This is a genomic window from Embleya sp. NBC_00888 (assembly GCF_045207655.1).
Lineage (GTDB): Bacteria > Actinomycetota > Actinomycetes > Streptomycetales > Streptomycetaceae > Embleya.
In genome coordinates, this window is the sequence record NZ_CP108784.1 from 1,975,196 (window position 1) to 1,996,139 (window position 20,944).

17 protein-coding genes and 1 riboswitch are annotated in these 20,944 nt (G+C 71.0%); of the genes, 7 read left to right on the forward strand and 10 right to left on the reverse strand.

Going from position 1 to position 20,944, the window contains the following annotated elements:
* Positions 1-44 precede the first annotated feature (44 nt).
* The 4 genes from OG948_RS07725 to OG948_RS07740 form a co-directional block, all read right to left on the reverse strand.
* Positions 45-1,394, reverse strand: coding sequence for a carotenoid oxygenase family protein (locus tag OG948_RS07725; RefSeq protein WP_406294909.1), 1,350 nt, complete (start codon positions 1,392-1,394; stop codon positions 45-47).
* A 277-nt stretch (positions 1,395-1,671) separates the two neighbouring features.
* On the reverse strand, positions 1,672-2,739 hold the full coding sequence (locus OG948_RS07730) for a threonine aldolase family protein (RefSeq protein ID WP_406294910.1): 1,068 nt from the start codon (positions 2,737-2,739) through the stop codon (positions 1,672-1,674).
* Positions 2,721-3,491 (reverse strand): SDR family NAD(P)-dependent oxidoreductase, encoded by a 771-nt coding sequence (locus tag OG948_RS07735; RefSeq protein ID WP_406294912.1) that lies wholly within the window; start codon positions 3,489-3,491, stop codon positions 2,721-2,723. The genes OG948_RS07730 and OG948_RS07735 overlap by 19 nt, the downstream gene beginning before the upstream one ends.
* Before the next feature lie 21 nt (positions 3,492-3,512).
* Positions 3,513-4,895 (reverse strand): DUF6421 family protein, encoded by a 1,383-nt coding sequence (locus OG948_RS07740; protein ID WP_406294913.1) that lies wholly within the window; start codon positions 4,893-4,895, stop codon positions 3,513-3,515.
* A 401-nt stretch (positions 4,896-5,296) separates the two neighbouring features.
* Here OG948_RS07740 and OG948_RS07745 point away from each other — a divergent pair, with 401 nt between their 5' ends.
* The gene (locus tag OG948_RS07745; protein ID WP_406294915.1) at positions 5,297-6,763 is read left to right on the forward strand and encodes a nucleobase:cation symporter-2 family protein; all 1,467 of its coding nucleotides are present in this window, start codon (positions 5,297-5,299) and stop codon (positions 6,761-6,763) included.
* A gap of 121 nt (positions 6,764-6,884) precedes the next feature.
* On the opposite strand, the gene OG948_RS07750 is transcribed toward OG948_RS07745, so the two are convergent.
* From OG948_RS07750 to OG948_RS07765, 4 genes are all read right to left on the reverse strand, one after another.
* The gene (locus OG948_RS07750; protein ID WP_406294917.1) at positions 6,885-7,628 is read right to left on the reverse strand and encodes a transglycosylase family protein; all 744 of its coding nucleotides are present in this window, start codon (positions 7,626-7,628) and stop codon (positions 6,885-6,887) included.
* Positions 7,629-7,820, reverse strand: a riboswitch (cyclic di-AMP (ydaO/yuaA leader). It abuts the gene before it with no gap.
* Positions 7,821-8,016: 196 nt separating this feature from the next.
* Positions 8,017-8,352 carry an EthD family reductase gene (locus OG948_RS07755; RefSeq protein ID WP_406294919.1) on the reverse strand — a complete coding sequence of 112 codons (336 nt, stop codon included), beginning with the start codon at positions 8,350-8,352 and terminating at the stop codon, positions 8,017-8,019.
* A gap of 141 nt (positions 8,353-8,493) precedes the next feature.
* Positions 8,494-9,318 (reverse strand): phosphoenolpyruvate hydrolase family protein, encoded by an 825-nt coding sequence (locus OG948_RS07760; RefSeq protein WP_406294921.1) that lies wholly within the window; start codon positions 9,316-9,318, stop codon positions 8,494-8,496.
* 1 nt (position 9,319) lies between these two features.
* On the reverse strand, positions 9,320-10,564 hold the full coding sequence (locus OG948_RS07765; protein WP_395863608.1) for a Tm-1-like ATP-binding domain-containing protein: 1,245 nt from the start codon (positions 10,562-10,564) through the stop codon (positions 9,320-9,322).
* 157 nt (positions 10,565-10,721) lie between these two features.
* Between OG948_RS07765 and OG948_RS07770 the strand changes: the two genes are divergently transcribed.
* Positions 10,722-11,507: an SDR family NAD(P)-dependent oxidoreductase gene (locus tag OG948_RS07770; protein ID WP_406294923.1), complete on the forward strand. Its 786-nt coding sequence runs from the start codon at positions 10,722-10,724 to the stop codon at positions 11,505-11,507.
* A 121-nt stretch (positions 11,508-11,628) separates the two neighbouring features.
* Here the strand turns inward: OG948_RS07770 and OG948_RS07775 are convergent, their stop codons facing one another.
* A complete protein-coding gene (locus tag OG948_RS07775) occupies positions 11,629-13,248 on the reverse strand; it encodes a PucR family transcriptional regulator (protein WP_406294925.1) in 1,620 nt (539 codons plus the stop codon).
* Positions 13,249-13,519: 271 nt separating this feature from the next.
* Between OG948_RS07775 and OG948_RS07780 the strand changes: the two genes are divergently transcribed.
* The 5 genes from OG948_RS07780 to OG948_RS07800 all read left to right on the forward strand — a co-directional run bounded on the left by OG948_RS07780 (position 13,520) and on the right by OG948_RS07800 (position 20,165).
* Positions 13,520-14,404 carry an FAD binding domain-containing protein gene (locus tag OG948_RS07780; RefSeq protein WP_406294927.1) on the forward strand — a complete coding sequence of 295 codons (885 nt, stop codon included), beginning with the start codon at positions 13,520-13,522 and terminating at the stop codon, positions 14,402-14,404.
* The gene (locus tag OG948_RS07785; RefSeq protein WP_406294928.1) at positions 14,401-14,901 is read left to right on the forward strand and encodes a (2Fe-2S)-binding protein; all 501 of its coding nucleotides are present in this window, start codon (positions 14,401-14,403) and stop codon (positions 14,899-14,901) included. The genes OG948_RS07780 and OG948_RS07785 overlap by 4 nt, the downstream gene beginning before the upstream one ends.
* A gap of 3 nt (positions 14,902-14,904) precedes the next feature.
* Positions 14,905-17,271: a xanthine dehydrogenase subunit D gene (gene pucD, locus OG948_RS07790; RefSeq protein WP_406294930.1), complete on the forward strand. Its 2,367-nt coding sequence runs from the start codon at positions 14,905-14,907 to the stop codon at positions 17,269-17,271.
* A gap of 295 nt (positions 17,272-17,566) precedes the next feature.
* On the forward strand, positions 17,567-19,006 hold the full coding sequence (locus OG948_RS07795) for an NCS2 family permease (protein WP_406300198.1): 1,440 nt from the start codon (positions 17,567-17,569) through the stop codon (positions 19,004-19,006).
* 37 nt (positions 19,007-19,043) lie between these two features.
* Complete coding sequence (locus OG948_RS07800; RefSeq protein WP_406294932.1) at positions 19,044-20,165, forward strand: XdhC family protein; 1,122 nt, start codon at positions 19,044-19,046, stop codon at positions 20,163-20,165.
* A gap of 551 nt (positions 20,166-20,716) precedes the next feature.
* Here the strand turns inward: OG948_RS07800 and OG948_RS07805 are convergent.
* Positions 20,717-20,926, reverse strand: a complete 210-nt coding sequence (locus OG948_RS07805) for a CsbD family protein (protein WP_395863587.1) — start codon at positions 20,924-20,926, stop codon at positions 20,717-20,719.
* Positions 20,927-20,944: the final 18 nt, after the last annotated feature.

Here is a 20,944-nt window from a genome sequence, read left to right on the forward strand (position 1 = left end):
CCAGCGCGCACCGGCGCCCGGCTCCTCGCGGCGCGGGCCGGGTGTCAGGTGTGATCGGGGAACCACGAACCGTGCATGCCGGCCGGGACTCGGCGCGGCAGTCGCACGACCGCGAGCGGTGCCGCGGTGATGTCCCTCGCGTCCAGCACCAGCAATTCCGAGGCGTGCCCGGACAGATCGCCGACCATCGTGAGCAGGTACCCGTCGTCCTCGGCGGTGCCGTCCTCGGCGGGTACGAACACCGCCTCGCCGGGCATCCGGTCGGGCCCCAGGCCGGCGATCCGCCGCTCCCCGGTGGCCCCGTCGTATTTGACGATCGCGTGCTCGTGCAGTCCGCCGCCGGGAAAGGCGATCGCGTAGCCGAAGCGATGCGGGCGGCCCAGCCTGCGGGCGTCGATGGTCGGGAAGTCGGTGACCAGTTCGTCGAGTTCCTCCTCGCCGGACACCCCCGAGACCGGGTCCAGGATCCAGCGGTGCCGGACCGCGCCGATCAGCGGCGTGTCCGGGTGCCCGGGCGCGCCCACCCACCACTTCCAACTGCTCTCCCACGAGGACCGGTCGAATCGTGGCCCTTCGAGCACGATCCGCCCGCGCGCGTCCTGGTACGCGTTCTCCACGTGCAACAGCGCGCCGGCCCGCACGTCGAACCAGGTCACCGCGGCCGGCCCGGTGCGCGGCAGCACGCCGATCCGCGGCGCGTACGAGTCGCTCCAGCGGTACGGGATGCCGGAGCGCTCGGCCGGGTTGAACACCACCGGCAGGTCCAGCCAGACCACGTGATGCTCCGTCAGACCGAAGTCGTGCATGAACGAGGGTCCCGCGCCGGGGATCACCTCGGCCCGGGTGATCCGCCCCGGTGCCGACGCGACGTAGTAGGTCAGGTACGGCGGGAACGGCGAGCAGCCGAAGAAGTGCAACTCGCCGGTGACCGGATCCCGCTTCGGGTGCGCGGTCATTCCGGTGGTCAGCCGACCGGCGAAGTCGTACGGGCCGACCGTGTGCAACTCGCGGGTGACCTCGAACGGGAGGTTGCCCTCCTGGAGCGCGAGCAACCGGCCGCCGTGCTCGACGATGTGGGTGCCGGCGATGCTCGCGGTCGGGTCCGCGGTGCCGTCCTCGCGCACGAGCGGCGCGCCGGCCGGCGCGGGAGTACGCACCCAGCGGTTGCGGTACCACTCGGCGCGCCCCTCGCGCAGCCGTATCCCGTGCAGCATGCCGCTGCCGCGGAACCAGTGGCCGGGCACGTCACCGGGCCTGGGGTTGTGCCCGTTGCGGATGTACCGGCCGTTCAACTCCGGTGGAAGCGTGCCCCGCACCGCGAGATCGTACCCGGTGATCTCGTCGACCACGGGTGCGAAGTGGCCGCTGAGGTAGGGCTTTCGGATGCTCATCATCGGTTCTCCCCGTCGAACGACTCGGACGACTCGGAACGACAACGATGGACCATCCACACCGCGCCGAGCGCCTCGCGGCGGCGCGGCCACAGCCTATTACGGGCATTCTCCAACGTTATGGGCAATCACGTTTGTTACGCTTGATAGCTGGACATCATCGCTGACGGCTCCGGACACCCTCGCGGACGACTTCGACCCGGCCTGGTCAGCGGGTCCGCACACGAAAAGCGGGCCGGGGCTCGAAAGCCCCGACCCGCCGTTCCTTCGCGCGGCTCGCCTACCGCGCGCCCAACTCCTCGGCGAGCGCGGTCGCGAACGCGTCGACGTCGCCCTCGGTGGTGTCGAACGCCGTCATCCAGCGCACCTCACCGATCGACTCGTCCCACGTGTAGAACCGGAACCGCTTCTGCATCCGCTCGGTGACATCCGCCGGCAGCACCGCGAACACCGCGTTCGCCTGCGGCGTGCGGGTCAGCGTCACGCCGTCGAGGTCGGCGACCCGCTCGGCGAGCAGGGCGGCCATCGCGTTCGAGTGCCGTGCGTTGCGCAGCCACAGGTCGCCCGCGAGCAGCGCCTCGAACTGCACCGACATGAACCGCATCTTCGACCCGAGTTGCATCGCGGCCTTGCGCAGGTACCCGACGCCGCGCGCCGCGTCGGGGTTGAGCACGACCACGGCCTCGCCGAACATCAGGCCGCTCTTGGTGCCGCCGAAGGACAGCACGTCCACGCCGACATCCGTGCTCAGCGCGCGCAGCGGCACGTCCAGCGCGGCGGCGGCGTTGGCCAGCCGCGAGCCGTCCAGGTGCGCGAGCATGCCGTGCTCGTGCGCGTGCGCGACCAGCGCGGCGATCTCGTCCGGCGTGTAGACCGTGCCCAGTTCGGTGCTCTCCGCGAAGGAGACCACCCGCGGTTGCGCACGGTGCTGGTCGCCCCAGCCCCACGCCTGGGTGTCCACGAGTTCGGGGGTGAGCTTGCCGTCCGGCGTGTCCACGGCGAGCAGCTTGAGACCGGCCACCTTCTCCGGCGCACCGCACTCGTCCACGTTGATGTGCGCGGACGCGGCGCAGATCACCGACTCCCAGCGGTCGGTCATCGCCTGGAGACCGACCACGTTGGCGCCGGTGCCGTTGAACACCGGGAACACCTGGGCCCGTTCGCCGAAATGCGCGCGAAAGACCTCGGTGAGGTGCTCGGTGTAGACATCCTCGCCGTACGAGACCTGGTGACCCCCGTTGGCAATGCCGATCGCGGCCAGCACCTCGGGGTGGATGCCCGCGTAGTTGTCGCTGGCGAAGCCACGCGTGTCGGGGTCGTGACGCGGAGTCAGGGGATGTTCAGGCACAGTCGTTTCCCGTTCAGATCGATGGCCGGGGTGCTCCACAGTCCGGCGATCTCGACGGCGAGATCGGCCACGTCGGTGAATCCGGCGAACTTGGCGTTGGGTCGAGCCTGCCGCATCGCGTCGTTCACGAGCGCCTTGACCACCAGGATGGTGGCCGCCGCGTCGGACTCGGCGAACGCGTCGGCCAGCGCGAGCGTCCAGGTCTCCGCGGCCGCCTTGGCCGCCGCGTAGCCCGCGTTGCCCTGGGTGGGCTGCCCGGCCGCAGCGGCCGAGACCAGCACGAACCGCCCGCGCGGGCTGCGCGCGAGTGCTTCGTGGAAGGCCAGGCTGGTGTGTTGCACGGTACGCACGAGCAGGTCGTGCAGCAGCGTCCAGTCCTCGAGCGAGTTGTCGGCGAACCGCTTTCCGCCGCGCCACCCCCCGACCAGGTGCACCAGGCCGTCCACCCGCCCGTGCTCGCGCTCGACGTCGTCCGCCCACCGGCGCGTGGCGGCCGGGTCGAGCAGGTCCACCACCGCGCCGTGCGTGCCGGGCGCGGCCTCCACACTCTCGTGCAATCGCCCGGCGTCCGCGTCCGCGCCGTACACGTGCGCCCCGGCGCCGGCCAGCCGCGCGAGCACGGCCCGTCCGGTCGGCCCACCCGCGCCGGCGACCGCGATCACCGCGCCGTCGAGACCCTTCGTCACGCCCACTCCTCGTTCACCCTGCCGTTCACTGTCCACTGTTCGCCCCGGTGTCACCGAGCCGCTCATCACGGATCCCCGCCGCGGGGTTCACGACGCCTCGGCCGCGTCCTCGTCCTCCGTCAGGCGCTCCACCGGGCTGTCCGCGGTGATCCCGCGGGTGGACGCGATCACGTCGCGCAGCCGCCGGTTCAGCGCCTCGTAGAACATGCTCAGCGGGAACTCGTCGGGCAACACCGCGTCCACGAGCGCCTTCGGCGGCCCGTCCATCGGCAGCGCGGCAGCGCCCTTGGCCCACACCGAACCGGGATGCGGGGAAACGTACTTGGCGACCAGCGCGTAGCCGGCCAGCCAGTGGCCGACCTTCGGCCGGTCCACACCCTCGCGGTAGAGCCGGTCCACCTCTTCGTACAGCCCGAGCACCGCTTCGGTGATCCGGTCCCAGTCCACCGTCAGCCGGTTGTCCGCCCACTCGAGCACACCCGCGCGGTGCAGGTAGGCGAACAGCAGTTGTCCGCCCAGACCGTCGTAGTTGCGCACCCGGCCCCCGGTGACCGGGAAGCGGAACAGCCGGTCGAAGATCACCGCGTACTGCACCGAACGCGCGGTCGACACGCCCTCGCCGGCCAGCGCGACCGCCTCGCGGAACGCGGTCAGGTCGCAGCGCAGTTCCTCCAGCGCGTACATCCAGAACGGCATCCGCTGCTTGATCATGAACGGGTCGAACGGCATGTGGCCGCGCATGTGGGTGCGGTCGTGGATCAGGTCCCACAACACGAAGGCGTCCTGCGCGAGCTGCTGGTTCTCCACCAACTCGGCCGCGTCCGAGGGAAGTTCGAGATCGAGGCTGTGCGCGGCGGCAACCGCGACCCGGCGGAAGCGGGCCGCCTCGCGGTCGCAGAAGATGCCGCCCCAGGTGAACCTGGGCACCTCGCGCACGGCCACCGTCTCCGGGAAGAGCACCGCCGAGTCGGTGTCGTAGCCGGCGGTGAAGTCGACGAACGCGATCGGCACGAACATCGCGTTGTCGTAGCGCTCGGCCTCCAGCGCGGCCAGCCACTGCGGCCACACCACCCGCAGCAGCACGGCCTCGACGTTGCGGTTGGGATTGCCGTTCTGGGTGGTCATCGGGAACACCACGAGGTGCTCCAGACCGTCGTGCCGAGCCTGCTCCGGGCGGAACGCGACGAGCGAGTCCAGGAAGTCGGGACGGCCGAAGCCGTCCGCCGCCCAGCGGGCGAAGTCGGCGACGACCGCTTCCAGGTACGCCTCGTCGTGCGGGAACAGCGGTGCGAGCCCGGTGACCGCCGACGTGATGTCGGCGACCAGGGCGCGGGCGGACGCGTGCTCGGACGGCTCGATCGAACCGTCCTTGGCCTGCAACGGACGCAGGTCGGCGACGGCTTCCTTGAGCACGGGCCACAGCGGGTGGTCTACGGCGGTACGGACGGCTACGCGGGTCATGTTCGACATGGAACCCTCTCAGGAGAAAGCAGGAACCACGGTCAGAAGAACCTATGTCAAAAGAATTTAACGCCGCAAGGGCATTTCAAACGCAATCTTATCGTCGCTGGTACGTTTTGCCCGAATAAGTTGAAAATGCGACCCGGCCGCCTTCCGGAGATCGACGCCGCGTTTGGAGGAAGCCACAAGATGTGACCGGCCCGAACCGCCGACGTCTGTGCCTATTGACCGCCGATCCGGCCCGTCCCTACAGTCTCCTTCTGATCAACGGAATATTGATTCCGTATAGCGAAATAATCGGCAGGGGAACGCCCCGGATCCGCATCCACTCCCACTGCCCGATCCTGCGATCCAGTACGTCCAATGGGCCGGGCCGTCCTACGACGGCACCCGATGTGGAGGCGCCGATCATGGGCTGGAGAACCACCAGGAAGACCGCGGGCGCGGCGGGATCGCCGGGCGATGCCGCCGACGGGGCGTCACCGGGGGCCGGGGCGTCGCCCGTGCACCCCGTGGACGAGGTGCTGCCGCCGGGGCGCATGCTGGCCGGCGCCCTGCAACACGTGGCCACGATGTACGCCGGAGTCGCCGCGCCACCGCTGATCATCGGCGGGGCGCTGGGCCTGTCCACCGCGGAGCTGACCACGCTGCTGGGGGCGAGCCTGCTGATCGCCGGGCTCGCCACGCTGCTGCAGACGCTCGGCTTCTGGCGGATCGGCTCACGACTGCCGTTCGTCAACGGCGTCACCTTCGCGGTGGTCTCGCCGATCCTGGCGGTGGCCGCGGCCAAGCAGGACGCGACACTGCCGGTGATCTTCGGCGCGACGATCGTCTCGGGCGTGTTCTGTTTCCTGCTCGCGCCGGTCTTCTGTCGACTGATCCGCTTCTTCCCGCCGGTGGTCAGCGGCACGGTGATCACCCTGATCGGGGTGTCCCTGCTGCCGGTCGCCGGGAACTGGTCGCAGGGCGGCGACAGCAAGGCGGCCGACTACGGCTCGACGACCAACCTCGGGCTCGCCGCCGCCACGCTGGTCGCGATCCTGGTCCTGCACCGGGTGCTGACCGGCTTCCTGCAGCGCGTCGCGATCCTGCTCGGCCTGCTCTTCGGCACCCTGCTGGCCATCCCGTTCGACAAGGTGGACGGCGGCGCCCTGGGCGACCTGGCCGTCTTCGAGGTCCCACAGCCGTTCGCGTTCGGCGCGCCGCAGTTCGACGTGTCGGTGACCGTGTCCATGCTCGTGGTGATGATCGTCTGCATGACCGAGTCGACGGCCGACATCATCGCGCTGGGCGAGGTGGTGGACAAACCCGCCGACGATCGCACGATAGCCGGCGGTCTGCGCGCCGACGGCCTGGCCACCGCGCTCGGCGGGGTGTTCAACGGCTTCGCGTGCACGGCCTTCGCGCAGAACATCGGCCTGGTCGCGCTGACCCGGATCCGCAGCCGGTTCGTGGTCGCGGTGTGCGGCGGATTCCTGGTCCTGATGGGCCTGATGCCGATCGTCGGCGGCCTGGTCGCGCTCGTCCCGCAGCCGGTCCTCGGCGGCGCCGGCGTGGTGCTGTTCGGCACCGTCGCGGTGGCCGGCATCCGCACCCTGGGCAAGGCCGACCTCGACGCCGGCCCCAACGCGCTGATCGTGGCGGTGGCCCTGGCCTTCGGCGTCTTCCCGATCGCGTTCCCGGACTTCTACCACGCGTTCCCGGACAAGGTCGCGATGATCGCCGAGTCCGGCATCTCGGCCGGCTCGATCATCGCGGTCGTCCTCAACCTGCTGCTCAACCACACCGGATCCGCGTCCCGCGAAGCGGCCGACGAACCGGCGATCCCCGCCCCCACCCGGTCCGCAGGAGCCACCGAACTCCCCAGCCGGGCCTGATCGATCGACGAAGCGAACGGCAACACGGCCACACGGCGTTCCATTTCGGTCACCACCGACCGGACATGGGCGTGGGCCCCGCCGAAGTCCTCGACGGGGCCCACGTGTTGCCGTTCGTGCGTCAGACGGCGAGCTTGGTGCCCACGCTGATCACGTTCGGGTTGTCACCGATGACACCCGAGTTGGCGGTGTACAGGGCCTGGTAGCCACCCTTGACGCCGAGCTTGGCGGCGACGGAGGAGAGCGTGTCACCGGCCTTGACGGTGTAGCTGCCGGAGCCCGAAGCCTGCTTGCTCGCGGCCGACTTCGACGCGTCCTGCGCGGCGACGTCCTGCTTCGGCTGCACCTGGACCTTCGGCGCGTCGGCGCCGGAGTTGCGCGGTGCGGTCTCGGTCGCCGACTCGGCCTTGGCCGCGGCCTTCGGCTCGTCCTGGGCCTTGGTCTTGCCGGTGGTCGAGGACTCGGCCGTGGCGGACGCGTTGCCGCCCTTGGCCAGACCGGCCTTCTGCGAGCAGACCGGCCAGGCGCCGGGGCCCTGCGCGGCCAGCACGCGCTCGGCGACCGCGATCTGCTGTGCCTTGCTCGCCTGCGCGGCGCCGGCCGCGTACTCGCCGCCGCCGAAGGCGTTCCAGGTGCTCGGGGTGAACTGCAGACCGCCGGAGAAACCGTTGCCCGTGTTGATGCTCCAATTCCCGGTGCTCTCGCACTGCGCGACCGCGTCCCACGTGGACGAGGACGCCGCGTTCGCGCTGCCCGCCATGCCCACGAGGGGAAGGACGAGACCCGCACCGGCGGCGACGGCGATGCCGGCGCGACGGCCACGAGAGAGCGAGCGAACGGGAGCGGTGATGGCACGGAAGGTCATTGATTACCTCGTCGGGCGCCTACGAAGTTAGCTGTCGGGTTCGGACGATTGGCCCGGCCTCGCCTGAAAACAGGCATGGCTTCACCCCACGACATCGACATTGCCGATGCCGGCACTCACTTGGTTCCCCCGCTCCTGCCGCCAGTCGATATCGACTGCTTCCCTCGGGCGGCGGCAGGATTCGGCGTACCGCCCGGGGAGTCCGCTTGTGCGAACAACCACGAAGCTACGCACCGGGCCGCCGGGTTGGCAAACATTTCGGGTGCTTTGTGAGGTGCCCCATAGGCAGGAATAACACCGATTTGCCCGATATGTCGCCATCCTCGCAGCTCACGGCGCCGGCGTCCACGGTGCGCGGCCGCGTGGTCACCCGTGCGGCACCGTCGGGCTATTCCGTCGCGGGCAGCTCCACTGGTACGACTACCCGCTCCACGTCCCAAAGGAACGTCGCGCCGCCGGTCGCGAAATTGGCGACGTCGGCCACCGTGGCCCGGCCCTCGGGCGAATCCAGGGTTGCCTCGATACCCGCGCGGGTCGGCGCGTACAACCCGACCACCAGGTAATAGGGCGGCTGCGCGCCGGAGGGGTCCGGATCGCACTTGCCGATGGTCCAGCCGGTCAATCCCGGCATCGTGCGGGCGAGCGGGACGTGCTTCTCCCAGTAATAGGCGTCGAACGCCGCCGGGTCCTCGGGGTGGCCATACAGCACGGTCAGCTTGTACACACGCGACTCCTCGTGGTCGTGGTGGATGTGTCCTGCTGGTGGTGCCCTGTGCGTCCTGCCTCCGACGTGGCACGCCCGGTGCGTCCCGCCGGTACCGCCCTGCGTCCGGCACGAGATGCCCGGATTCGTACGGCGCGGTGCCTACCGGGCTCCGATGGCCTTGAACGCCCGCGCCTGCTCGGTGATGGCCGTCTCGGTCGGCAGCCGTTCCATGCTGGAGGCGCCGAAGAAGCCCACCACGCCGGTGGTGTGCGCCAGCACGTACGCGGCGTCCTCGGGCTCGGCGATCGGCCCGCCGTGGCACAACACCAGCACGTCCGGGTTCACCTCCGCCGCCGCGTCGCGCATCCGCTGCACCCGCTCCACCGCCTCGTCGAGCGAGACCGCGGTGCTCGCGCCGATGCTGCCCTTGGTGGTCAGCCCCAGGTGCGGGACCAGGACGTCCGCGCCGGCCGCGGCCATCGCGCGGGCCTGCTCCGGATCGAAGACGTAGGGCGCGGTGAGCAGGCCGCGCTCGGCGGCCAGCCGGATCATCTCCACCTCCAGGTCGTAGCCCATGCCGGTCTCCTCCAGGTTCTGCCGGAAGACACCGTCGAACAGGCCGACCGTGGGGAAGTTCTGCACGCCCGCGAAGCCCATCGCGGCGAGTTGGTCCAGGAAGTGCGGCATGATCCGGAACGGATCCGTGCCGCACACCCCGGCCAGCACCGGAGTACTCCGCACCACCGGCAGCACCTCGCCGGCCATCTCGACCACGATCGCGTTGGCGTCGCCGTAGGGCAGCAGCCCGGCCAGCGAACCGCGTCCGGCCATCCGGTAACGGCCGGAGTTGTAGATGATGATCAGGTCCACGCCGCCGGCCTCGGCGCACTTGGCCGACAATCCGGTGCCCGCGCCCGCGCCGATCACGACGCCGCCCTGCTCGACCGTCCTGTGCAGTCGGCCCCGCGCCTCGCGTCCGTCCATCTCAGTCCACACGTCCCTTCGTGATCATCTCGTGCAGTCGATCCGCCGCCGCCGTGGCGAACGCCGGATCGTTGATGTCCGTCGCCGCCTCGTGCAACTCGACGGCACTGCCCGCGAGTCCGGACCGCAACTCGTCGAACAGCGCCTTGTCGGCGACGGAATCGTAGAAGGGCGCGCCCTCGACGTCGATCGCCGAGACCCCGCGCAGCGGCAGGTAGAGGGCGGTGGGACCGGTCGCGGCGATCAGTTTCGCGGCGATCCGCCGACCCAGCTCGGCGTTCTCCGCCGGCGTGGTGCGCATCAGCGTCACGGTCGGGTTGTGCACGTACAGCTTCCGCTCCTCGAACCGCTCGGGCACGGTATCGCGCGGGCCGAAGTTGACCATGTCCAGCGCACCCACGCTGACCACCTGCGGCAGCCCCATCCGCCCGGCCGCGGTCAGCCGTTCGGGGCCCGCGCTCAGCACCCCGCCGACCAGGTCGTCGGCCAGCTCGGTGGTGGTCAGGTCGAGGATCCCGGCCAGGAAGCCCGCCTCGGCCAGGTTCTCCATCGAGGTGCCGCCGGCGCCGGTGGCGTGGAAGACCAGCACCTCGTAGCCCAACTCGGTGAGCCGCTCGCGCGCGGCGTCCACGGCCGGCGTGGTCACCCCGAACATCGACGCCGCGACCAGCGGACGGCCCTCGCCGCTCACCCCCGCGACCGCCGCGCGATCCTCCGCGTAGCCGCCCGCCATGCCCGCGATCGCGTCCGCCGCGTTGCCCAGGATCCGCTCGGAGAGCCGGTTTATCCCGGCGATGTCCACGACGCTGTACATCATCGTGACGTCCACCGCGCCGACGTAGGGCGACACGTCGCCCGCGGCCATCGTGGAGACCAGCAGCTTGGGCACACCGACCGGCAGCGCGCGCATCGCGTAGGAGGCGATCGCCGACCCGCCCGAGCCACCCATCGCGAGCACACCGTCCACCCGGCCCTGGTCGAACAGCTCGCGCAGGATGGACGCGGCGCCCTCGGCCATCGCGGCGGTGGCCGCGCCCCGGTCCGCGCGGGTGCGCAGGTCGGCCAGATCGGTGCCGGCCGCCGCCGCGACGTCCGATGCCTGCACGTCGGCCTGGGCGAGCGACTCGCCCAGCACACCCACGTTCATCAGGACCACCTCGGCTCCCCGGGCCCGCAGCCGGTAGGCCAGCCACGCGTATTCGGATCCCTTGGTGTCGAGCGTTCCGATCAGTACGACGGTGGGCATCGGTGCCTCCGGTGGTGTCGGTACGGCTTGCCGGGTTGACTCTTCGGCGGCGGACGGCCGCGCACAGTAACCCAACCGGATGATCATGGCGATGGAAAGCACCGTGCGATAGGACGGGTGGCGAGTTACGAAGTTTTGGCACGTCACGGAGGTATCGATGGCGGAGGAACCGGACGCACGGGTCGCAATCGTCGCGGGAGCCGGCGACGGCATCGGGCGCGCCTGCGCGCTCGCCCTGGCCCGGGACGGCGCGGATCTGGCGCTGGCCGCGCGCCGACCCGAGCCGCTGCGCCGACTCGCCGAGGAGATCGGCGGGCTGACCGGCCGTCGGGTGCTCGCGATACCCACCGATCTGGCCGACCAGGCCGAGTGCCGGGCGCTGGTGGACACCGCGGCCCGGGAGTTGGGCCGGGTCGACGTGGTGGTCAACGTCGCCACCTACAACCCCTCGGGGCGGCTGGAGGACCTGGATCCGGCGGAGTTCCGGCGGGCGTTCGAGATCAATGTGCTGGGCGTACTGGCCGTCTCGCGCGCCGCGCTGCCGTACATGCGCGCGGTCGGCGGCGGCTCGATCGTGCAGATCAGCTCGGAGGCGCCGCGCGCGAAGCTGGTGAACCTGGGCGCGTACGCGGCGACCAAGGCCGCGATGGAGGTCGCCTCCGGTGTGCTGGCCAAGGAGGTCGGGCCGGACGGCGTGCGGGTGAACGTGGTGGTCGCGGGCTACACCGAGAACGCCAAACTGGCCGCGTACATCGCCGACATCGCGGCCCGCCGACAGGTACCCGAGGCCGAGGTGCGCGCCGAGATGACCAAGTCGTCGGCGCTGCGCCGGATCACCCTGCCCGAGGACATCGCGGACGCGGTCGCGTTCCTGTCCTCGCCCGGGGCCAGGGCGATCACCGGCACGGTCACCCCGGTCACGTCGGGCGTGTCCTTCGGCTGACCCACCGCGACGCACACCGGCCGCGCGGTCGCCTCCGCGCGGTCGCGTCGCAGCCTGTCGAGGGCGCGCCGCGCGCCCCTCCGCGGCCCCTCGCCGGCACTCGGCGGTGTCCCGGACCCGCTCAGCGCAGCTTGAGCGCCAGGAAGAAGTCCACCTTGTCCTCCAGCCGGGCCAACTGACGCCCGGTCAACTCCTCGATCCGGCCGATCCGATAGCGCAGCGTGTTCACGTGTACGTGCAACCGCGCCGCGCACCGCGTCCAGGACCCGTCGCAGTCCAGGAACACCTCCAACGTGCCGACCAGATCGGCCTGATGGCTCGCGTCGTACGCGCGCAGCGGTTCCAGCAGGCGCCCGCGGAACGCCCGCCGCACGTCCTCCGGCACCGCCGCCAACAGCGCGACGTGCGACGCGAGTTCGGCATGCCCGACCACCTCGACCCGACCGGACCTGGTGGCCGCGATCCGGCCCGCGTGCCAGGCCTCCTCCAGTGCGCCGCGCAGCCCGTCGGCGCGGGCCACCCGCGCGCTCACCCCGATGTGCACCCGTACGCCGCTCGCGATCGGCCCCTCCAGCGCGGCCAGCCGCTCGCGCAGCAGCCGCGTGGTGGGGTCGGGTTCGCCGCCCTCCTGGTCCTGCGGAGGCTCGCCGGGGATCAGCGCCACCGCGCCCGGCCCGGTCGCCGACACCAGGGCGGCGCTCGGTTGATCCGCCAACGCCTCCTCCAGCAGCACCCGGGCCAGCCGCCGCGCGTCGCGCGAGGGCAGGTCCGGGATGGTGGCGGTGGCGAACTGCCAGCAGGTCTCGCCGGAGTCGTCCGGTTCGGCGACCCGCAGCCGCGCGGCCACCTCGACCGGATCGGCACCGGCCGCGAGCAGGTTGAGCACGTCCTCGGACAACCGCCGGGTACGCCGACGCTGATCCTCGACCCGATCCCGACCCACCGACACCAGCCGGACCAGCTCGCCCAGCAGCGTCTGGTGGCGGTCCGGCCAGTCGGTGACGTCGTCCTCGACCGCGAGGAACCAGTCGCCCCACGCGTCCGGGTCGGCCGAGCCGCCCGCCTCGGGCACCGGAAGCAGCGAGAACGAGCGCCCGTCCACGCGATAGCGGAACGGCACCCTGGCCCTGCGCTCGCGGGCGGCGAAGTGCGCGCGAGCCATCTTGACCCGCAGCTCCGGCGCCAGTTCCGGCCCGCCGGCGGCGGCCTGGCGCCCGGTCAGCGAGAGCACCCAGCAGTGGATGTCGATATCGGCCGCGATCAGCCCGAGCACCCCGTCCAGCCCCGCGCCGCCGGCAGCGGCCTGGACCAGGCGCCGGTGCCGGTCGACCACCGCGGTCAGGTCGCCGGCCCGCTCGGCGGAGATCCGGCGGATCACGAACTCGGTCAGATGCGCGAAGGAGAGCTCCTCCTCGACCGCGAACAACGGCAGGTGGTGCCGCTCGCAGGCCTGCACCAGATCCGCCGGGATGTCGCCGATCTCGGCCTGCCCGGCGGCCAGCGCGGTGGCCCCGCCACCGGTCAGCACCCGGACGAAGCGCTCCGAGTCCTCCGGACCCGAGCGCCAGCCCATGCCGGTCAGCACCAGGGCGCCGGCCGTCAGGTACCGGCTGGGGTCGTGCAGGTCCGTGGTCATCACGGCCCGCACCGCCCGGTCCAGCTCCCCTTGCCCCACCAACAGCCGGATCCCGGGTATGCCGGTACCGGCTATTCCGTCGCCGAGAAGCGCGCGCAATCGCATCGACGGCCCCCTCTCGATCGAGCCTGCGTGGCCTCGGCACACGCGGCGGATCCGTCATACCGGTTCGACGACCGGACGAACACTTGGAGAAAAGTACGGGAACGACACCCGCTTGACACGCCTGGGTCATGTCTTTGGTGGGTACTCACAGTGACCCTCGTCTCGGTGTACTGGTGCGCACCCTCCGATCCACACAACCCGAAGCGAAGCGCCCCCCGCGACGGGTACAAGGACGGTAGGGCCATACGCAAGGCAGAAGGAGACACCCGTCATGGAATTCCTGCGGCCCGCGACGTGGGAGGAGGCGCTCGCCGTCAAGGCGCAGCACCCGTCCGCGGTCCCGATCGCCGGTGGCACCGACGTGATGGTCGAACTGAACTTCGATCGGCATCGTCCGGAAGCCCTGTTGGATCTCAACCGTATCCACGAGCTGCACACCTGGCAGATCGAGGACGACGACACCGTGCGTCTCGGTGCCTCCGTGCCGTACGCGAAGATCATCGACTCGCTGCACGACCGGCTTCCGGGCCTGTCGCTGGGCGCGCGCACGGTCGGGTCACCACAGATCCGCAACCGGGGCTCGGTCGGCGGCAACCTCGGTGGCGCGTCGCCCGCGGGCGACGCGCACCCGCCGCTGCTCGCGTCCGGGGCGACCGTCGAGGCGGCCTCGGTACGCGGCACCCGGCTGATCCCGATCGACGACTTCTATCTCGGGGTCAAGCGCAACGCGCTGGAGCCGGACGAACTGATCCGGGCGATCCACATCCCGTCCGCGACCGGGCCGCAGCAGTTCGCCAAGATCGGCACCCGCAACGCGATGGTCATCGCGGTCTGCTCGTTCGCGGTCGCGCTGCATCCGCCGGCCCGCGACGTACGCACCGGGATCGGCTCGGCCGCACCCACCCCGCGGCGGGCGACCGAGGCCGAGGCGTTCATCCGCGCCGAGCTCGAGGACACCGGTCTGTGGACCTCCGGCGCCGAGCTGCCCGTGGCCACCGCCAAGCGCTTCGGCGAACTGGTCGCGCGGGCCGCGGCGCCGATCGACGACGTGCGCGGTTCGGCCGCGTACCGGCGACACGCGCTGGCCGTGATGGCCCGGCGCACGCTGATCTGGACCTGGAACGACCACCGCACCACCGGGAGGGCCGCCGCATGAAGGTCACATTCACCGTGAACGGCCGCCGGACCGAGGCGGACGACGTATGGGAGGGCGAGAGCCTGCTGTACGTGCTGCGCGAACGGGTCGGCCTGCCCGGCTCGAAGAACGCGTGCGAACAGGGCGAATGCGGCTCCTGCACGGTCTATCTCGACGGCGACCCGGTCTGTTCGTGTCTGGTCGCGGCCGGCCAGGTGCAGGGCCGCGAGGTCGGCACCGTCGAGGGCCTGGCCGACGGCGACACCCTGGACCCGGTCCAGCAGGCGTTCGTGGACGCGGGCGCCGTGCAGTGCGGATTCTGTACGCCGGGGTTGCTGGTGCAGACGCACGACCTGCTGAACCGGGCGCACCGCCCCTCCGACGCGGAGATCCGCGAGGCGCTCTCGGGCAACCTGTGCCGCTGTACGGGCTACGAGAAAATCATGGACGCGGTCCGCCTCGCCGCCGCCCGCAAGGCCGACGCCCGCGACGCGGCCTCGGCCGTACCGGAGGGCTGAGCCATGGCCGGTCTGACCAAGCCGAAGAACCTCCAGGACGTGACCGCGCCCGGCCGGGACGGCATCGGCGCCTCGCCGCTGCGCCCGGACGGCATCCTCAAGGTCAAGGGCGACTTCGCCTACTCCTCGGACCTGTGGCACGAGGACATGTTGTGGGGCATGGCCCTGCGCAGTCCGCACGCCCGGGCCCGGATCCTGTCGGTGGACGTGTCCGGCGCACTCGCCCAGCCGGGCGTGTACGCGGTGCTCACGCACGAGGACATCCCCGGCGCCAAGTACTACGGCCTGGAGATCCAGGACCAGCCCGTGCTGGCGATCGACGAGGTGCGCTTCCACGGCGAGCCGATCGTGATCGTCGCGGCCGACCACCCCGAGACCGCGCGCCGAGCGGTCGCCAAGATCGTGGTCGAGTACGACGTGCTGCCCTCGATCGGCCCGGTCGAGGCGCTGGATCCGGAACGGTTCGGCTATGTTCACGCACCGGCCGACTACAAGGCGCACGCCTTCGGCAACATCGTGCACAGCCAGCACATCCACCACGGCGACGGCGATTCGGCCGAGGTGCGCGCGCTCGCCGACGTGATCGTGCGCGGCGAGTACGAGGTCGGCATGCAGGACCAGGCGTTCCTGGGTCCGGAGTCCGGTCTCGCGGTGCCCGCCGAGGACGGCGGCATCGACCTGTACGTCGCCACCCAGTGGCTGCACGTGGACCAGCAGCAGATGTGCCCGGTGCTGGGCCTGCCGCCGGAGAAGGTCAGGCTCACCCTGGCCGGCGTCGGCGGCGCGTTCGGCGGGCGCGAGGACATCTCGATGCAGGTGCACGCGTGCCTGCTCGCGCAGCACACCGGCAAGCCGGTCAAGATCGTGTACAACCGCGAGGAGTCCTTCTTCGGCCACGTGCACCGCCATCCGGCGACGATGGTGTTCGAGCACGGCGCCACCCGGGACGGCAGGCTGGTCTTCGTCAAGGCCGAGATCGTCCTGGACGGCGGCGCCTACGCGTCCGCCTCACCCGCCGTGGTCGGCAACGCGGCCTCGCTGGGCATCGGGCCGTACGTGATCCCCAACGCGGTCGTCGACTCGATGGCGGTGTACACCAACAACCCGCCGTGTGGCGCGATGCGCGGATTCGGCGCGGTGCAGATGTGCTTCGGCTACGAGACGCAGATGGACCGGCTGGCCGAGGAACTGGGCCTGGATCCGGTCGAGTTGCGCCGGATGAACGCGATGGAGCAGGGCTCGGTGCTGCCCACCGGGCAGACCGTGGACGCCCCCGCGCCGGTCGCCGATCTGCTCCGGCGGGTCAAGGAGATGCCGCTGCCGGAGGTGGAGAACTGGCGTACGGCCGACGGCCCGGATGTGCGCGAGCTGCCCGGCGGACTGTCCAACACCACCCACGGCGAGGGCGTGGTGCGCGGGGTCGGCTACGCGGTCGGCATCAAGAACGTCGGCTTCTCCGAGGGCTTCGACGACTACTCGACGGCCCGGGTCCGGTTGGAGGTGATCAACGGCGTGCCGGTCGCGCTGGTGCACACCGCGATGGCCGAGGTCGGCCAGGGCGGGGTCACCGTGCACGCGCAGATCGTGCGCACCGAGCTGGGCGTGGACCAGGTGACCATCGCGCCGGCGGACACCCGGGTGGGCTCGGCGGGTTCGACGTCCGCGTCCCGGCAGACGTACATGACCGGCGGCGCGGTCAAGCTGGCGGCCGAGACGGTGCGCGCCGCGGTGCTCGCCCGCGGTCGGGCTCGGTACGGCTGGGCGCCCGCGTCCACGGCGGGCCTGCGGCTGTCCGGCGGCAAGGTGGTCAACGCCGCCGGCGAGGTCGTCGCCGACCTGGTCGAACTGCTCGGCGACGAGCCGGTGGACGAGACCACCGTGTTCCACCACCGCCCGACCGAGGCGTTCGACAAGGTCACCGGGCAGGGCTTCGGGCACGTCCAGTACACCTTCTGTGCGCACCGCGCGGTGGTGGACGTGGACGTGGAACTGGGTCTGGTCAAGGTGATCGAGCTGGCCGCGGCTCAGGACGTCGGCAAGGCGATCAACCCGCTCGCCGTGGTCGGCCAGATCCACGGCGGCAGCACCCAGGGATTGGGCCTGGCGGTGATGGAGGAGATCATCGTCAGGGACGGCAAGGTCCGCAACCCCTCGTTCACGGACTACCTGATCCCCACCATTCTCGACACTCCGCCGATGCCGGTGGACGTACTCGAACTGGCCGACCCCCACGCGCCGTACGGGCTGCGCGGGGCCGGCGAGGCACCCACCCTCTCCTCGACACCGGCGATCGTCGCGGCGATCCGCGCGGCGACCGGCCTCGCGCTGAACCGGGTACCGGTTCGGCCGGAACATCTCACCGGGACCTGAGACACCGTCAGTTCTGGTTTCAAGACCTTGTACGGCCCCGGCGGCGGCGCAGACGCCTCCCCCGGGGCCGGACCGGCCCGACTCCGCACGGCCGATCGCCGTGTCGTCGAACGGACGCGCCCCCACGCAGAAAAGTCGTCGCGCTCGCCTGCCCGAAGCACTCGGGCAGCCCCGACGCGGCGACCGGCTCCACCCCAACAACACCTAAGACACTTGGGAGTGGGAAGTGGCTCAGACCTCGGTTCCGACGGAACCCGGCGAAAATCCCCCGCATCCGCCACACGGATCCGGGACGATCCTCACCGGCGACCCGTCGCCCCCGTCCGGCTCGGCCGGCTCGGGCGCATTGGACAAGTACTTCAGGATCAGCGCGCGCGGCAGCTCGGTGGGCCGCGAACTGCGCGGCGGCCTCACCACCTTCATGGCGATGGCATACATCCTGCTGCTCAACCCGATTCTGCTCGGTGGCAAGGACGTCAAGGGGCATCAACTCGACCCCGCGCAGATCACCACGATGACCGCGCTGGCGGCGTTCATCACCACGGTCGCGATGGGCCTGATCGGCAACGTGCCGCTCGCGCTCGCCGCGGGTCTGTCGGTGGCCGGCGTGGTGGGCAATCAGGTGGCCGCCGAGATGACCTGGCCGCAGGCGATGGGCCTGTGCGTCATCTACGGCCTGATCATCATGTTGATGGTCGTCTCGGGTCTGCGCGAGCGGATCATGAACGCCATCCCGATGGCGCTCAAGCACGCGATCACCATCGGCATCGGGCTGTTCATCGCGATGATCGGCCTGAACAAGGCCGGCGTGGTCACCGAGAACGCCGCGCCGGGCGGACCGCCGGTCACGCTCGGCCCGGCCGGGGAGCTGGCCGGCTGGCCGGTACTGATCTTCGCGGTCACGGTGATCAGCATCTTCCTGCTGATGGCCCGCAACATCCGCGGCGCGATCCTGATCGGCCTGGTGTTCGGCACGCTGCTGGCGATGGTGGTCAACGCGGTCGTCGACATATCCGACAAGACCTGGGGCGGCGGCGTCCCGAACCTGCCGGACAAGGTGGTCGACTCGCCCGACTTCGGGCTGTTCGGTGATGTGAGCGTGTTCGGCGGCTTCGCCGAGGCCGGCGGGATCACCGCCTCCGTCCTGGTGTTCACCCTGGTGTTCGCGGGCTTCTTCGACGCGATGGCGACCATCATCGGGATCGGCAACGAGGCCAAGCTCGTGGACGACAAGGGTCGGATGCCCGGCCTGTCCAAGGCCCTGGCCATCGACGGCGCGGGGGGCGTCATCGGTGGCGTGACCAGCTCGTCCGGTCAGACGGTGTTCATCGAGTCGGCCACCGGCGTCGGCGACGGCGCGCGCACGGGTCTGTCCAGCGTGGTCACCGGCGGCATCTTCGGCCTGATGTTGTTCTTCACGCCGATCGCCGGCGTGGTCCCGGACCAGGTCGCGGCCGCGGCCCTCGTGGTGATCGGCTCGATGATGATCACCCAGGTCAAGCACATCGACTGGGACGACAAGGCGGCGGCGATCCCGGCGTTCCTGACCATCGTGCTGATGCCGTTCACGTACTCGATCACCGCGGGCGTCGGCGCCGGCGTGATCGTCTACACCCTGATCAAGGCCGCCCAGGGCAAGTTCCGCGACATCGGCCCGCTGATGTGGGTCCTCACCCTGGCATTCCTCGTGTTCTTCGCCCTGCATCCGATCAAGGAGTGGTTGGGCGTCAGCTGACGCACCGACCGCGCCACCCACACCCCAGGAGACGTCGATGCTCGACCTCGGGACCGAAATCGCGGCATGGCGACGTGCGGGAACGCCATACGCCCTGGCCACCGTGGTCGGCGTCAGCGGGAGCGCGCCCCGCCCCCCGGGTGCGGCGCTCGCGGTGGCCGCCGACGGCACGGTCGTCGGCAGCGTCTCGGGCGGGTGTGTGGAGGGTGCGGTGTACGAGCTGTGCCGCGAGGCGCTGGAGAGCGGAACCCCGGTGCTCCAGCGCTTCGGCTACAGCGACGAGGACGCCTTCGCCGTGGGGCTCACCTGTGGCGGAGTGCTGGACGTGTTCGTTCGACCCGGCGGCGACGCCGCCGTGGAGGCGGCGTTGGCCGCGGCCGAGCGGGACGTCCCGGTCGCCGCGGCCCAGGTCGTGGCCGGGCCTGCCGAGCTGCTCGGCGCGGTGATCACGGTGATCGCCGACGCGGAGGTGATCGGTACGTACGGCGCCGATCCCGCGCTGGACGCGTCGGTGATCGACACGGCCCGGGCCATGCTGAACGCGGGCCGCACCGGCTTGTCGACGCTGCGTCCGGACGGCCGCCCGTGCCCGGAGGCGGGCCCGGACGACATCACCGTCTTCGTCGAGAGCCGCACCCCGCCGCCCCGTCTCCTGGTCTACGGCGCGATCGACTTCGCGGCGGCGGTGGCCCGGATGGGCAAGCTGCTCGGCTACCACGTGACGGTGTGCGACGCCCGCGAGGTGTTCGCGACGCGACGGCGCTTCCCGGAGGCGGACGAGGTCGTCGTGGACTGGCCGCACCGCCACCTGGCCTCGATCGCTCCGTCCCTGGACCGACGCACGGTGGTCACGGTGCTCACCCACGACCCGAAGTTCGACATCCCCCTCCTCGACCTCGCGCTGCGCTTGGACCTGGCCTACGTCGGCGCGATGGGCTCCCGCCGCACCCACGAGGCCCGCCTCGCCCGCCTCCGCGAAACCACCCTCACCGACCGGGAGTTGGCCGCCCTCCACTCCCCCATCGGCCTGGACCTGGGCGCCCGAACCCCGGAGGAGACAGCCCTGTCGATCTTCGCCGAGGTCATAGCCACCCACCACGCCGCCACCGGCCTCCCCCTTCGCACAGCCACAGGCCCCATCCACCCCAAGGCCGCCTGACCCCGCCTCCGACCCCAGCCGCCCCTCCACCCCACCCGGCACTCCCCAACCCGACCGACACGCAAGACCCCCCCCCAACCCACCCAGGCACCCCACAACAGCCCGGCCGGCGTTTGAGGCCACCCTTCAACCGGGCCAACGTCTAAAGCTCCCCATCAAGCCCGACCAGGCACCCCTCCAGCCCGGCCGGCGCTTGAGGCCACCATCAACCCGGCCAACGTCCGAGCCCCCATCAAGCCCGACCAAGCACCCCTCCAGCCCGGCCAGCGCTTGAGGCCACCTTCAACCCGGCCAACGTCCGAGGCCCCCATCAAGCCCGACCAGGCACCCCTCCAGCCCGGCCGGCGCTTGAGGCCACCCTTCAACCCGGCCAGGCACCCCTCCAGCCCGGCCGGCGTTTGAGGCCAACCAAGCAACCCAACAGCCCGCCGGCGCATGAGGCCCCATCCGCGCAACCCGAGGCGCCCAGGTAACGCCCATCCGCCCCCGAAACGCCCCGAGGCCCCCAGCGCTCGCCGGGGGCCTCGGGGATGCTTACGAGGGGGGGTGGGTCAGTCGCGTTTGAGGGAGCCCTTGATCTTGTTGATCGCCTCGTTGGCCTTGTCCTTGGCGCTCGTGACGGCTTCCTTGGCCTTGGCCGAACCCTGGTCCTGCTGACCCTCGTCGCGCAGGTCCTCGTTTCCGGTCGCCTCGCCGACCTTCTCCTTGGCCTGGCCGCCGACGTCCTGGGCCTTGTTGCGGATGTTGTCGTCGATGCCCATGTCTCGGGTCTCCTGTCA

What these genes read in the sequence shown, in the direction of transcription:
- OG948_RS07725 (WP_406294909.1), bottom strand. Translation starts at nt 1,394, where the DNA reads ATGATGAGCATCCGAAAGCCCTACCTCAGCGGCCACTTCGCACCCGTG.
- OG948_RS07735 (WP_406294912.1), bottom strand. Translation starts at nt 3,491, where the DNA reads ATGAGCGGCTCGGTGACACCGGGGCGAACAGTGGACAGTGAACGGCAG.
- OG948_RS07740 (WP_406294913.1), bottom strand. Translation starts at nt 4,895, where the DNA reads ATGTCGAACATGACCCGCGTAGCCGTCCGTACCGCCGTAGACCACCCG.
- OG948_RS07745 (WP_406294915.1), top strand. Translation starts at nt 5,297, where the DNA reads ATGGGCTGGAGAACCACCAGGAAGACCGCGGGCGCGGCGGGATCGCCG.
- OG948_RS07750 (WP_406294917.1), bottom strand. Translation starts at nt 7,628, where the DNA reads ATGACCTTCCGTGCCATCACCGCTCCCGTTCGCTCGCTCTCTCGTGGC.
- OG948_RS07760 (WP_406294921.1), bottom strand. Translation starts at nt 9,318, where the DNA reads ATGGACGGACGCGAGGCGCGGGGCCGACTGCACAGGACGGTCGAGCAG.
- OG948_RS07765 (WP_395863608.1), bottom strand. Translation starts at nt 10,564, where the DNA reads ATGCCCACCGTCGTACTGATCGGAACGCTCGACACCAAGGGATCCGAA.
- OG948_RS07770 (WP_406294923.1), top strand. Translation starts at nt 10,722, where the DNA reads ATGGCGGAGGAACCGGACGCACGGGTCGCAATCGTCGCGGGAGCCGGC.
- OG948_RS07775 (WP_406294925.1), bottom strand. Translation starts at nt 13,248, where the DNA reads ATGCGATTGCGCGCGCTTCTCGGCGACGGAATAGCCGGTACCGGCATA.
- OG948_RS07780 (WP_406294927.1), top strand. Translation starts at nt 13,520, where the DNA reads ATGGAATTCCTGCGGCCCGCGACGTGGGAGGAGGCGCTCGCCGTCAAG.
- OG948_RS07785 (WP_406294928.1), top strand. Translation starts at nt 14,401, where the DNA reads ATGAAGGTCACATTCACCGTGAACGGCCGCCGGACCGAGGCGGACGAC.
- pucD (WP_406294930.1), top strand. Translation starts at nt 14,905, where the DNA reads ATGGCCGGTCTGACCAAGCCGAAGAACCTCCAGGACGTGACCGCGCCC.
- OG948_RS07800 (WP_406294932.1), top strand. Translation starts at nt 19,044, where the DNA reads ATGCTCGACCTCGGGACCGAAATCGCGGCATGGCGACGTGCGGGAACG.
- OG948_RS07805 (WP_395863587.1), bottom strand. Translation starts at nt 20,926, where the DNA reads ATGGGCATCGACGACAACATCCGCAACAAGGCCCAGGACGTCGGCGGC.